At 38.0% G+C, this 12,925-nt stretch carries 11 protein-coding genes; 2 read left to right on the top strand and 9 right to left on the bottom strand.

The window, feature by feature from the left end:
- Nucleotides 1–74: 74 nt before the first annotated feature.
- Complete coding sequence (locus tag AB3G38_RS10405) at nucleotides 75–950, bottom strand: substrate-binding domain-containing protein (RefSeq protein WP_367868761.1); 876 nt, start codon at nucleotides 948–950, stop codon at nucleotides 75–77.
- A complete protein-coding gene (locus AB3G38_RS10400) occupies nucleotides 926–1,099 on the bottom strand; it encodes a hypothetical protein (RefSeq protein WP_367868415.1) in 174 nt (57 codons plus the stop codon). The genes AB3G38_RS10405 and AB3G38_RS10400 overlap by 25 nt, the downstream gene beginning before the upstream one ends.
- A gap of 282 nt (nucleotides 1,100–1,381) precedes the next feature.
- On the opposite strand from AB3G38_RS10400, the gene AB3G38_RS10395 reads away from it, so the two are divergent.
- Together AB3G38_RS10395 and AB3G38_RS10390 are read left to right on the top strand one after the other, a co-directional pair.
- Nucleotides 1,382–1,513, top strand: a complete 132-nt coding sequence (locus AB3G38_RS10395) for a hypothetical protein (protein ID WP_367868414.1) — start codon at nucleotides 1,382–1,384, stop codon at nucleotides 1,511–1,513.
- Between the two features lie 142 nt (nucleotides 1,514–1,655).
- Nucleotides 1,656–4,115, top strand: coding sequence for an outer membrane beta-barrel protein (locus tag AB3G38_RS10390; RefSeq protein ID WP_367868413.1), 2,460 nt, complete (start codon nucleotides 1,656–1,658; stop codon nucleotides 4,113–4,115).
- Between the two features lie 25 nt (nucleotides 4,116–4,140).
- Here AB3G38_RS10390 and AB3G38_RS10385 read toward each other — a convergent pair whose 3' ends face one another.
- From AB3G38_RS10385 to AB3G38_RS10355, 7 genes are all read right to left on the bottom strand, one after another.
- Nucleotides 4,141–4,605 carry an Lrp/AsnC family transcriptional regulator gene (locus AB3G38_RS10385; protein WP_183868136.1) on the bottom strand — a complete coding sequence of 155 codons (465 nt, stop codon included), beginning with the start codon at nucleotides 4,603–4,605 and terminating at the stop codon, nucleotides 4,141–4,143.
- Between the two features lie 219 nt (nucleotides 4,606–4,824).
- The gene (locus AB3G38_RS10380) at nucleotides 4,825–6,405 is read right to left on the bottom strand and encodes a SusD/RagB family nutrient-binding outer membrane lipoprotein (protein WP_367868412.1); all 1,581 of its coding nucleotides are present in this window, start codon (nucleotides 6,403–6,405) and stop codon (nucleotides 4,825–4,827) included.
- 11 nt (nucleotides 6,406–6,416) lie between these two features.
- Nucleotides 6,417–9,467 (bottom strand): SusC/RagA family TonB-linked outer membrane protein, encoded by a 3,051-nt coding sequence (locus AB3G38_RS10375; RefSeq protein ID WP_367868411.1) that lies wholly within the window; start codon nucleotides 9,465–9,467, stop codon nucleotides 6,417–6,419.
- Between the two features lie 224 nt (nucleotides 9,468–9,691).
- Nucleotides 9,692–9,964 carry a UBP-type zinc finger domain-containing protein gene (locus tag AB3G38_RS10370; RefSeq protein WP_367868410.1) on the bottom strand — a complete coding sequence of 91 codons (273 nt, stop codon included), beginning with the start codon at nucleotides 9,962–9,964 and terminating at the stop codon, nucleotides 9,692–9,694.
- Nucleotides 9,965–10,040: 76 nt separating this feature from the next.
- Entirely contained in the window at nucleotides 10,041–10,664 is a 624-nt protein-coding gene (locus AB3G38_RS10365) for a hypothetical protein (RefSeq protein WP_367868409.1), read from the bottom strand.
- Between the two features lie 155 nt (nucleotides 10,665–10,819).
- Entirely contained in the window at nucleotides 10,820–11,461 is a 642-nt protein-coding gene (locus AB3G38_RS10360; RefSeq protein ID WP_367868408.1) for a TetR/AcrR family transcriptional regulator, read from the bottom strand.
- Nucleotide 11,462: 1 nt separating this feature from the next.
- Entirely contained in the window at nucleotides 11,463–12,725 is a 1,263-nt protein-coding gene (locus AB3G38_RS10355; protein WP_367868407.1) for an aminotransferase class I/II-fold pyridoxal phosphate-dependent enzyme, read from the bottom strand.
- Nucleotides 12,726–12,925 lie beyond the last annotated feature (200 nt).

The following is a 12,925-nucleotide window of genomic DNA, read 5'->3' as shown; positions in this document are numbered from 1 at the left end:
AAATAATTAAAATATATAATTAGTAATTTCTTCTGTTCTTTGTAATTAATTGATTAATTGTTTGTTATGTAGTGTTAAAGAGAGTTTCTTAAAGTTACCTTAAAAGGGATCTGAATATGTTCCGATGAATTATTCAGTAATAATTCGGCAGCTTTTTCTCCCATCATCTTAAAATCCGTTGAAATTGTAGTGATTCCATCCAGGATGATCTTTTTAATAGGGGTCTCATTGTAAGAGATTACACCAATATCTTTTCCTATTTGATAATTGCCCTCAATAATCTTCTCAATTAAGACTACCAGATCATCTTCAATCAAATTAATATAGACCGACCCACATTCTATCTCATGATAATCAAGACTATTTAATATTTCGTTCTCAAAGTTATAATGCTGGCAGAAACGTAAAAACCCAAGGAGTATTTTCTTTGAATAGTAAGAATTCTGAGGGAAGATTATTTTAAGTTTATTATACTTTGATAATCTTTCAATCAGCTTTTCCAGCGCAGAAAAGATATCCTCTTCAAAATTCTCATATACCGCTCCAAAATTACCCGTCACGCCCTCTGCCAGTTTGTCCATTAATATTAACTTCTCCTTGGCAATTGTATCAATCAGTTTATAACCCATTTCTTTGTTTTCATAGAAATGAGGAATAATCACACATTTAGCATAATGATCTGCCTTATCCAGCAGCAGTTTCTTGAATACATTAAAATCATTATTATAAATATAAAAATCGATAGCGGCCTCATTTCCTAACGTGGCAGAAAAAGCATCGTAAATGATCTTTTTATGGATACTTAACTTATTAAAAAGCAGTAATACTTTGACTGGTTTTTGAAATTGAGTATGAACGATAAAAAAGCCTTTTCCAGCTACAGATTGTACCAGTCCCATTCTTTTGAGTTCATTATAGGCACGTTCTACCGTACTTCTGGCAGTTTCCAGTGCATAACTAAACTCATTGATGGAGGGAAGTATATCATTTTTTTTATCTGCCCCGACTGGATCCCCTGCAGGATTGAATTGATCAGCTGCAAATACTTTGGTGTAATAGAATACGCATCAATCTTTGCAATTTTCAGGATGTTGTTCATGTTTAATTACAATTCTTTAGACTAATAAAATTACAGAATTAGAGTCCTGTCAAGAAATATGGAAAAGAATTTTGCTTTAGTGATATTGATGGTTTTTTCTGGTTACAACAGTTGTTGTTGTCTAATCAGAATTATCAAATTATTATAATGAGCTCAAATACAGTAAATAATCTATTGTAAGCAATCTCCGGAAACCTCATTCCGATTAATCCTTTAAGCAGTATATATGTCTATCCGTATAGGTTATGAAATTAAATAGGTTAAAAATTAAAACACACAAAAATGAAAACATTTAAAAATCTAATGCTATTGGCAGTAGTAGCATCTTTACTGAGCTCCTGCATTGTTCAGGACCGTGGATACAGACATTACAGACATGGTTATGGAGGAGGTTACTGGCATCGTGGCTATTAATCTATAATCAAAAAGACGATAAGGGTGAGCAGTATCCAGACAAAAAAAGATCTCTGAATACTGCTCACCCTTTTTAAATTATTTTTAATGCTGCTGTAACCTTTTATCTGCTAAGTCATCTTAAAGACATAACCTTTAAAAGATGAGCAAACTAACCACTGGTATTTTGGCCTGCATGATCAGCCTCTTTATACTTTCTTCAGCAAACTCCCAAACGAATAATGGTACAGGTAAACTTAGCGGTAAAGTTGAGGATGATAAACATATCAGCCAATCTTATGTTTCAGTAAGTTTATTAGCTGCTAAAGATTCAACATTGATTAAAGGGTCTGTCACAGATGATAACGGTAGTTATCTTTTCGAGCATTTACCAGAAGGACAATACCTGGTTGCTTTTAATATGATGGGTTATAACAGGGTTTTTAGGGGGCCGTTTATTATCAATACCGCAAACAAAAGTTATAACATTGATAAGGTAGAATTGGTTCCGTCTTCTAAACAATTGAATAGCGTAAACATTATTGCCCGAAAACCCCTTATAGAAAGACAAATTGATAAAACAGTACTGAATGTCGAAAACAGTGTTTTGGCAGCAGGTAATACTGCACTGGAAATTCTGGAAAAAGCACCAGGTGTGAGCGTTGATAAAGAAGGGAACGTAAGTCTGAGAGGGAAAACTGGTGTAACAGTTATGCTGGATGGCAAACCTACTTATCTCTCCAGCGAACAACTGGCTAACCTTTTACGCTCTACAGAAGGTAATGCAATACAGTCTATTGAACTGATTACTAATCCTTCAGCTAAATACGATGCTGCCGGAAACTCGGGAATTATCAATATTAAACTGAAAAAAAACCGCAACTATGGTACCAATGGTTCCATAACAGCAGGTGCAGGCTACGGCAGATATTACAAAGCAAACAGCGGGGTATCACTCAACCACAGAGAAAAAAAGTTTAATGCATTCGGTGAATTTAATTTTGGGAAGAACAAAAAATTCCATAACCTGGATATTGACCGGGTAAATAATACCGCAACAGATCAAACCTTTTTCAGACAGACAAGTGCGCAGATAGGGCAGAGGCAGAATTATAATTATAAGGCTGGGTTAGATTATTTTATCAATGATAAAAACACAATTGGGGTAGCAGTGAATGGCTACAGGGCTACCGGTGATAATAATGATACTAAAGTCGTAACCCTGATTGGAAGTCAGCCTTTTAAAACAGATTCATCAGTTGTAGCCTCTAATCCAAATCAATATAAATATACAGGTATCACTTACAATGTGAACTACAAAGGTATTATTGATACTGCTGGCCAGGAGATTTCGGCTGATGCAGATTATTCAAAATATAGCGGATTACAGAATTCCAATTACAATAATACCTATTTAAATGCTGAAGGTCAGCCCTCCAAAGCACCATACATCTTTAGAAACAGGACACCATCCTTAGTGAAAATATGGGCCGGAAAGGTAGATTATACTTTACCTATCAATAAAAAGATGAAACTGGAGACCGGGCTGAAAAGCAGTAAAGTCAGTACAGACAATGTCTCCTCTTTTGAAAATTTCCTGAATAATAACTGGCAGAATGATCTTGTCCGCAGCGATCACTTCATCTATGATGAAAATATAAATGCTGGTTATGTAAATCTGAACCGTGAATTCAAAGGATTAACTGTACAATTGGGACTCAGAGCAGAACAAACGAATTCTAAAGGTAATTCTGTGTCCAAACAACAAATCTCTGACCGCCATTACTTTGATTTGTTCCCAAGTGTTTTTGTAAACCGGGTACTTTCTAAAAATCATGAAGTTGGTTTTTCTTACAGCAGAAGAATTGACCGTCCTGATTATGAAGATTTAAACCCTTTTGTGTACTTCGTGGATTTATATACTTACAGTATAGGAAATCCCTTTCTGAATCCTCAGTATACGAACTCGTTTGAAGTTTCCTACGCTTATAAAAAAACGATAAATGCTACGCTTGGCTACAGCCATACCAACAATGCTATTTCAAGGGTACTGGTTTCCGATACAGCAAAGAAAACATTATTTATTTCTTCTCAGAACCTTGCACAAAAAAAATCATACAGCCTGAATATCAATTCTCCTTTAACCCTGTTTAAGTGGTGGACAACAAATAATAACCTGACCGTTTTTTATAACGAATTCAGTACACCAAATCTTTTGGGCATACCCTATAAAGGAGGTAAAACTGCTTTTAACTTTAATAGTAACCAAACCATCACTTTGAACAGTACAACAAACTTTGAGCTGTCAGGTTTTTACCGTTCGGCTCAGGTAGATGGAACATTATCCGTAAAACCTAATTACGGTATTGATTTAGGTGTCAGTAAATCATTTATGGAGAAAAAACTTAGCCTTAAACTAGCTGTAAATGATGTATTTAACTTACAGAGATTCAGAATTACGAGTGAAATTCCATCTCAGATTTATTCAGTAAATGAAAAAAGTGAAACCAGGGTTTTCCGTTTAACTTGCAGCTATAGATTTGGCAGTACAGCCATTAAAGGAGCGCGTAATCGTTCTAAAGGATCATCAGAAGAAGAAAGCCGTGTGCGGTCAGGAGGATAAGCACGGCTCAGCACTATAATTATCTTTATAAAGGCAGCCCGATTTCGGCTTTTGACTGCGAGATCACCAATGAACTATGTACATTACCCACCCGTTCAAGCGGAGCAATCTTTTGGCGAAGAAAAGCATTATAAGCATGCATATCTGGAATGATAATCTTTAACATGAAATCATACTTTCCCGTAATATGATAACATTCCAGAACTTCAGGATATGAAATAACGGTTTTCTGGAAAGATTCCAAAGCATCTTCACTATGACTGGTGAGTGCAATCTGGGGGAAAGCAACCAGAGAGGTTGTGATTTTTTCCCTGTCCAGTATGGCAACATACTTTTTGATATAACCCATTTCTTCCAGTCTTTTTCTCCGGTCAAAAATCGGAGAAATTGTTCTGTTCAGCTGATGTGCAAGTTCTTTGTTGGTTAACCTTCCATTTTCCTGCAGAAGATTTAATATTCCCAAATCAGTAGGATCTAAATGCGAATTCATAAATAGAATTATTGGCTTAGTGTAAAGTTATTTGCAGGTAAATGATAACTCAAATATAAGGTATTTCATAATTGAGTAGGAGCTAAAACGGGTAAAAAATAGACTTACAAGGGGGATAGTGTAAAATGCTATCAACAATTATTCAATGATAAAACGATTTTATAATAGCACATGACACAGCTCTCAACAGCATCATGCGCTATTATAAAATTCAATTCATTAAGGCTGGTTCCACCAAAGAGGTGTTAATAACCTGGTCTTTTCAGAATTATCTGCTACATTTTTCGGATTTCTTGTCGCTTCATTTGTCTCATAGACCATCCCCTGAATCCATGGATCAGCATCGTTTGAAGAGAAAATTGTCGTATTGATATTCAGCGGTTTTTTAAGGCTGGGACCATAAATCTCTTTGCTATAGTCCATTCTGCGCATATCTACCCAGGTTTCATTATTTAAGCATTGCGTAATATACTTCTGACGGAAAATATGACTTAATCCCTGCCTCTGGTTGGAGAAATGTGAAACGAGGCCATCACTAAGCTGTGCTGTCCAATACGCATTAATATCCTGAGCGTTCACGCCCAGCTTTCTCATGTTAGCTTTCACGCCCAATTCATAATCAGTTAAAGCACCAGCTATATTGCCGGAACGTAATTTAGCTTCAGCTTCGATTAATTTCACTTCAGAATAAGTAATAAAAGGGAATGGAGAGGTGGTATTCGTATAATATCCACTCTTACTGAAAGGGCCATAATCAGCAACCGCAGTTTTGGTCGCATCACCATTTGAGCCATCTGCCAATATACCCTGTCCGCCAGCAAGAGCGCCTCCAGACCTTAACCCTCTGTACTTTCCATCAGATGCTGCGGGAAGCATAATCTTTTTGATGCGCGGATCCTGGTAAATGTTATTGGTTACCGGGAAGCTGGTTAGCATATTGACAAAAAACTGGCTCCATGTAAAGTACCTTGGATCTGTAGTACTTGTAAAACCACCCCAGCTTGACCATGGACTCTCATCAGTTTGCAATGCACCAGCGATATAGTCAAACTGTGCATCCATACCATCTGCATTAAAAGCATTTTCGCAAGCTTCTATTACTTTTGCCGGATTATAAAGTGCTGTCTTTTTTGTTAAATGATTCAGATAGCGTGCTTTCAGCGCATAAGCAAAACGTTTCCATTTACTCACGTCTCCCTGGTAGAGGATATCTCCATTTTTGGAATTCAGGGCGGCAGTTTTATTAGTGCCATCAAAAGAGACGATTGCCTCATCCAGTAAGGTTTGAATGCGTTGATAAGCCGTTTGCTGGTCATCAAATGAAGGAACGAGATTGATTCCTGAAACTCCATTGTAAAAATCATTCACCACAATTGAACCATATTGATCTGTTAACATGCCGAGATTTAATGCAAGCAGTGTTTTTCCTGCTCCTGTGAAATGGGGGTTACCCTCAGTCTCACCCAAATTGATCAGATCGACGCAGTTCGGCATCGTATAGACATAGGCATTTTGCCAGAAAAAATAAGAGGCCGTATAACGCCACTGTTCTGCGTTTCTATTGGTTCCGGTATTTAACTGTGTGGTTCCATATTGTACTAATCCGGCAATCTCTCTGGAACCACGCCACATTGCAGCGCCGTTAGTAGTGGTAATTGCACCAACCAGACGATTTGCAGCAGAAACTGAGGTTGGATTATTTGGATCTGTATTCACATCCAGGTATTTTTTACAGGACGTCACCAGTGTTAAAGCAGCAAGGCTTAAAACAGAAATAACTTTTATATATAATGCTTTCATGATTGATAATATTAAAATGATAATCTCAAACCCAGATCAAATCCTCTTGTTGCCGGGATACCCAGGTTGTCAAACCCAAAAGAACCCGAACCATTTACTCCGGCCCCGCTGCCTGAAACTTCAGGATCTGAACCAGAATAATTAGTGATCAGAATCAGGTTACGGCCAGTTAATGAGACCTGTAAATTGGATAATCCAATCCCCTTAATCCTTGCTTTTGGAAAGCTATAACTTACTGTAGCATAGCGAAGGCGATACCAGCTGCCATCTTCCACAAAATCGTATCCTTGTTTAGCATATAATGTTTGATAATAATTCTGATCAAGATTGATGCTTTTTGTATTCACCAGGCCCGTAGATTCTATGATTCCATCAAAAACTCTGGTCGTTCTGTCCAGTGTCTTTTTACTGGTACCTGAATAAACCATCGCATTCTCTGTATTGTTGAAAATATCGCCACCCCGTCTGATATCAATCATAAAGGATAAAGACAAGTTTTTATAAGTGAAAGTATTCGTGATCCCTGCTGTGAAATCTGGATTTCTATCACCAATTACACTTAGTGCTGGTGCTACCTGAGGAGCCCCGTTGTTATCTAACAGCAATTTTCCGGCACTATTGGTTTTCCATGTCGTTCCATTGATACCGAATAAAGAACCATTCAGGAATGCAGCTGCCTGTGCTACATTTGTACCACCGGCAGCTACCCACGCATCTGATAATTCTATTCTGTCTAATTCGCCCGGTAATGATTTTACTGTCGATTTATTCTTTGCAAAGTTCAGATCTACAGACCATTTGAAATTTTGACTGACCACAGGCTGGATATTTAATATAGCTTCCACACCCCGGCTATTGATAGAACCTCCATTCAAATAAGCCAGAAATGCACCAGATGAAGGTGTTGTGCGTGTGCCAAGAATCTGATTATCTGATGTAGAATTATAATAAGTTATGTCCAATCCTATGCGGCTTTTGAAAAACCGGATATCTGCTCCAAGTTCAAAGGAATTTGTGAATTCAGGCTGAAGTAATGGATTTCCATAATAAGCACCTGAATTTATAATGAAACCCCTCGGGTTTATCGTAGAACTATTAGTTGTTGTACCTAACGTGGTTGCCAGTACGTAAGGAGGGGCATCCTTACCAACCCTTGCCCACGAAGCCCTGAACTTTCCGAATGAAAACACCTTGTCATCAGATTTGAGACCCATTTCCTTTAATATTTCAGAGAACAGGATAGAAGTACTTATTGCAGGATAAAAGAAAGAACGCGCATCTTTCCTGACCGTAGATGACCAATCATTACGACCACGGAAATTCAGGTAAATCAGGTTCTTATAATCCAGATTCAAATCTGCAAAAACGCCCATGATTCTTCTTCTGGTAATGTTATTGATGCTTGTCCTGGTATTTGGTAAAGTATTGTTCAGTGAAGTGAATGCCGGGTCGATGAATCCTGAACCTGTTGTAGTTACCCCTTCATATGCAGTCGATTCAAGATTATGTCCAAGTGTAAGGCTGGTGTTAAAATCATTCCAGAAAGTCTTCTTTCCAGTAATCAATAGCGTAGATGTAGTGATCTGATTGGTAGAAGCGACTTCAGAAATTGCCCCTTTTTCTTCACCAACAACAGTTGTACCGGCTCCTCTTATGCTCTTAAATTTCTCATTATAGAAATCTGTTCCCAGGCGGTAAGTTACATTCAGAAAAGAAAACGGATCATATACTATGTTCCCATTAGCAATTACCCTGTTCACTTTGTCGGTAACCGGTTTATAGTTCCGGCTCCAATATGGATTATCTATCCCCGTAAGTGTCCGCTGACTGCCATCCGGATTTAAATATATACTCATGTTATCACTTGTTGGCCACAGGGAAGCACCCATTACGCCGCTGCCACTGCCTTGCAAAACATATTTACGATCAGACTCTACATAATTCAGCGTTCCGCCAACCTTTAGTTTCTCCGTAATTTTACTATCCCCGCTTAACCTGAATGACTTGCGCTTATAATTCGTGTTCTCTACAATTCCCTGCTGATCCAGTAAACCGGCTGAAGCAAAAAAAGTTGTCTTTTCATTGCCGCCACTTGCTGAAACATCATGTGTTTGCGAGAACCCGGTTTTAAAGAAATCCCGGAGATTCGTGTAAACCGGATCTCCAGGATTGGATAGCGAACCCCATGAACCAGTAGCTACAGCATTAGAAACACCCTGTTCTCCCTGTTTATAAGTGGATTGAAGTTCTGGTAGTTTATTAATCCTGTCAAAAGAGAAATTATTGGAATAGGTGATCTTACCAGCTCCGGAAATTCCTTTTTTGGTGGTAATTACAATTGCACCAGAAGCTGCCCGTAAACCATACAGTCCGGCAGCAGCAGGGCCTTTTAATACCGTAATACTTTCTATATCTTCCGGATTGATATCAATTGCCCGGTTGGAAGCTGGTGCTGCACTTGCAACCAATCCGCCTTGTGAAACAGGCGTACTATTGTCAATAGGAATCCCGTCTACCACAAAAAGCGGCTGGTTATTTCCGCTTAATGAAGATCCACCGCGAATGTTAATACTCGCTGAAGAACCCGGAGCACCGCTTGAATTATTGATTTGCACACCAGCAACTTTTCCCTGAAGTGCATTTACAATATTAGGCTGATTAGATTCTACGATCTCCTTTGCCTTTACATTTTGTGTGGCATAGCCTAGTCCGCGTACCTGTTGCTTCACTCCAAAAGCAGTTACTGCAACTTCATTCAAACCCTTTGAATTTTGTTTCAGACTCACGTTAATTGTGGTTGTTGTTCCAATAATTTGCTCCTCATTCATCGAACCAATAAAGGAAAACACCATGATTTGTCCTGGTTTGGCTTTGATTGCATAATTTCCATCCGTGTTAGTCATCACGCCCAAAGGCGTTCCTTTAATTTTTACAGTTACCCCAGGGAGTGGTAATCCATCTTCTGTTGAAGTCACTTTTCCCGATACTATTTTTTCCTGTCCCGTTACCTGCAGGGAAAAGAATAAAACAGCCGTCAGGAATAAGAGTATAATTCTTTTCATTTCTTAATGGTTTAAGTTGATAAATAGATTAATATATATTTGAAAGAAGATAATAAATCCTGTGGAAATACCAAGGCCACTTCGTGATTTTATCTGAAGATAAACCGAAGGGAAATACTGAGCCAGAATAGGGTTCTGGTCAAATAGCTAATAGCGGAACAGGAGAGCAGGGGAGAGTTTCGTGTCAAAAAAAGAACGGGCAATAATGCCCGTTCTGTACTGCATTAATATTCTACAAATACCTCGTCCGGATAACACCATAACCAGCGTTCTCCAGGTTCAGCAGAGGAGATTACCGGATGTTTACTTTCATGATAATGTTTGGTCATGTGCTTTTGTGGGGAATCATCACAGCAAAGTGTTTGTCCGCAAGTCTGGCAGATGCGTAAATGCATCCATTCAGTATGTTGCTTAATACACTCTTCGCAAACATAATCCTTACTTAATTTGACGTCTTTGATAGCAGTAATATGGCTGCAAACTTTTTGTTCATCCATTCCTTTGTCGTTTATGTGATATAAAGTTAAATAATATATCCAATCAGTTTGTGTGAAACTCCATTAACGCAGACCCTTATTTATAATACAATCTGACGCTTTTAAATTGTCGTCCGTTATCATTTGAGAAGTTGGTTCTGCTATGTATAATTCTGTGGTTATTGAGTACTAAAAAATCTCCCTCATTCAGAAAATAATGCTCTCCAATCTCATGGATAATATCTTCAAGCTTTTTAAGTACATCTTTGGCAATGTGTAATAAGGTAGTGGTATTGATTCTTTCCCCATTATAGCGCAGCTGGTACTCCTCCTCATTTTTAGTGAGTACTGCAGCTTTTCCCGAGCTGAATTCGAATATTGGTGTGCTTAGAATCTCTATATCAATTTCAGTCAGCTTAGCCAGAATTTTATCGATAGTACATAACACAGCTGGCTTATTGTTTGTGTGAGCTGAATTCAGGCATAAATGAGCGATGACATCATGAAAATAGTCATCCTCACTCGAAACCTCAAAATACTGCTCTGTGATAGGTGAACCAACTTCATTACAAATTGATTTAAAAAGATCGAGTGAATTGACGGAAGTATTTTTGACAATACATCCAAATTTGTCTTTGTGTAAGCTCTCGGCTATTGATGTAGAAATGGCAGAGACATAGTCATGTCGCAGCTCCTGATTCTGGAGATCAATGATGTGCATAATTGTAAATTTAAATGTTTAAAACAGGTAGGTAGTTTTAATCACTACGCGCAAGGTTAAATACTATTTTGATATTTCAAATGATATTTCACCTATTAGTGAATAGTGTAATTTACTGATAATTATTCAGTTATTGAAAAATAAAGGAAGAGTAATTATTTTTTAGCCTGAGTATAGCTCCACTTCACAATCTGGCGGAGGCTTTTGATGATTCTTTTTTGATCAGGCAGTTCATTAATATCCAGACCACAAAACGTACTGCCATTTGACTTTGTATGTAAAATCAGGTAATAGATACCTCCAATTAAAAGGGCCTGTATAGCTCTTATATCTACATCAGTTCCGCCAAAATGCGGGTCAGTAAGCTTAAAGAGTTCGTTCCCTAAAACTTCTCTGGCATCGGCTATTTCCCGCATCAATTCATTCTTTTCACTGATTTCCCAAAGAATAACTTTCTGCATTTCTTCTGCATCAAGAAAAAAGTTAAACTGATCTACTAAGATCTGGCTGGCAAGTTCCTCACCGAAGTTGCCTTGATTTGCTTCAATTAATCCCTGGATACCCTCAGAAAAGGCGCTCCAATAATCCTTTTGCCTTACATAAGTTTCTACGAGCTTATCGACATTTTCAAAATAAAGATAAATCAGTTTCTTATCGGCTTTGGCTTTAGCGGCAATATTATTTACCCCCAAACCTTTATACCCTTCGGTTTTTATAATTTCACCAACGGCATTCAGCAATTTTAGTCTGGTTTTTTCTTTATTCCTTATCGGTCCTTCGGTAATTTTTCTTACCATCCTATACGCTTTGTCCTGCAATATCAAGTTTTTGATTTACAAATTCAAACGCACTCAGGGCTTTATCTAATTGTTCCCTCGTATGAGTTGCCATTAAACTCATCCTTATCCTGGCATCTTTTTTTGCAACAGCAGGATATAATATTGGATTGGTATAGATACCAGCCTTCAATAATAACTTGCCAGCGTCACCAGTTTTATGGGGATCTCCGATTTTAACAGGAATAATAGCAGACTCCGTAGTACCCGTATCTATACCTATATCCAGAAGTCCTTTTTTAAAGTAATTGATGTTTTCCCATAACTTTAACTGCCATTGCGGTTCTTCATCAATTAATTCAATTGCTTTAATGATGCCCGCTGCTGCCGGTGTGCTGGTTGCTGAAAATATCTGTTGTCTGGACTGGAACTTAAGAAAGTTGATGAGGTGTGGATTTGCAATCACATAACCGCCAATATTTCCAAATGTTTTACTGAAGGTTCCCGAAATAAGATCGACCTCATTCAGCAGGTCAGACTGCTCTAAAGCTCCTCTTCCGGTAGCACCAAGCACTCCAATTCCATGCGCATCATCTACCATAACATACGCACCATATTGCCTGGCTAACCTAACAATTTCGCGTAAAGGTGCAAGATCACCATCCTGAGAATACACACCGTCAACAATTACCAGTTTAGTTCTGTATTGAGTTCTGGCAGCTTTTAAAATTCGTTCCAGAGACTCCATATGGTTATGAAGAAAGGTTTTCGTATTCGTTAATATGCAGCCTTCATAAACACTCGAATGCACAGCCATATCAACTATTGCCAGATCCTCTTTTTGTAAAAGGCTCATTAAAGTAGCACTATTGGCTGTATAACCTGTCGTGAAAATTACAGACGAATCTTTGCTTCGCTTAAAGAAACCTGCAATTTTCTCTTCTAAAATCTCATGGTAAGAAAAATGTCCACCAATTAGCGGGGATGCACCTGCACCAGTGCCGAACTCTGTTATTCCCTGTATCGCAGCAGCTTTTACTTTTGGATGCTGCGTAAAACCAAGGTAATCATTGGAAACAAAGCTTACATAATCAAAGCCCTGCTGATGTATTGAAGTTTTTACACGCATTTCTGGCCCGCATCCTGAGAAATTCTGAAGCCGGTAATTCATGTGGCCATTATCGTTCATGTACTGCAGGAAATCACCGAAAACAGCTGCTCTGTCATACATATCATGACCTTCAATGTTCTCGAAATTTTTAAAAGTGGCGGTTGCGAAATCCATTTTCATGGCTGTTTAAGATTGATAAGTGAGCGAAAATAATTTAATACAATGCTAGTCAACGTTGTTTGAGTTTGCAAATAAATTTCACATTAATCCTGGGTGATAATAATTTATCTGGCGAAGAAGAAGATAAATGACGAATTTCATGTTATAATAGCCAATAATTGCAAGGGCTATTATATTTACTTTATTTTTAATGG

It is taken from the genome of Pedobacter sp. WC2423 (genome assembly GCF_040822065.1).
GTDB lineage: Bacteria > Bacteroidota > Bacteroidia > Sphingobacteriales > Sphingobacteriaceae > Pedobacter.
This window is presented reverse-complemented; position numbering and strand designations above follow the sequence as displayed.

What these genes read in the sequence shown, in the direction of transcription:
- AB3G38_RS10355 (WP_367868407.1), bottom strand. Translation starts at nt 12,725, where the DNA reads ATGGATTTCGCAACCGCCACTTTTAAAAATTTCGAGAACATTGAAGGT.
- AB3G38_RS10400 (WP_367868415.1), bottom strand. Translation starts at nt 1,099, where the DNA reads ATGAACAACATCCTGAAAATTGCAAAGATTGATGCGTATTCTATTACA.
- AB3G38_RS10360 (WP_367868408.1), bottom strand. Translation starts at nt 11,461, where the DNA reads ATGGTAAGAAAAATTACCGAAGGACCGATAAGGAATAAAGAAAAAACC.
- AB3G38_RS10365 (WP_367868409.1), bottom strand. Translation starts at nt 10,664, where the DNA reads ATGCACATCATTGATCTCCAGAATCAGGAGCTGCGACATGACTATGTC.
- AB3G38_RS10395 (WP_367868414.1), top strand. Translation starts at nt 1,382, where the DNA reads ATGAAAACATTTAAAAATCTAATGCTATTGGCAGTAGTAGCATCTTTA.
- AB3G38_RS10390 (WP_367868413.1), top strand. Translation starts at nt 1,656, where the DNA reads ATGAGCAAACTAACCACTGGTATTTTGGCCTGCATGATCAGCCTCTTT.
- AB3G38_RS10380 (WP_367868412.1), bottom strand. Translation starts at nt 6,405, where the DNA reads ATGAAAGCATTATATATAAAAGTTATTTCTGTTTTAAGCCTTGCTGCT.
- AB3G38_RS10385 (WP_183868136.1), bottom strand. Translation starts at nt 4,605, where the DNA reads ATGAATTCGCATTTAGATCCTACTGATTTGGGAATATTAAATCTTCTG.
- AB3G38_RS10370 (WP_367868410.1), bottom strand. Translation starts at nt 9,964, where the DNA reads ATGGATGAACAAAAAGTTTGCAGCCATATTACTGCTATCAAAGACGTC.
- AB3G38_RS10375 (WP_367868411.1), bottom strand. Translation starts at nt 9,467, where the DNA reads ATGAAAAGAATTATACTCTTATTCCTGACGGCTGTTTTATTCTTTTCC.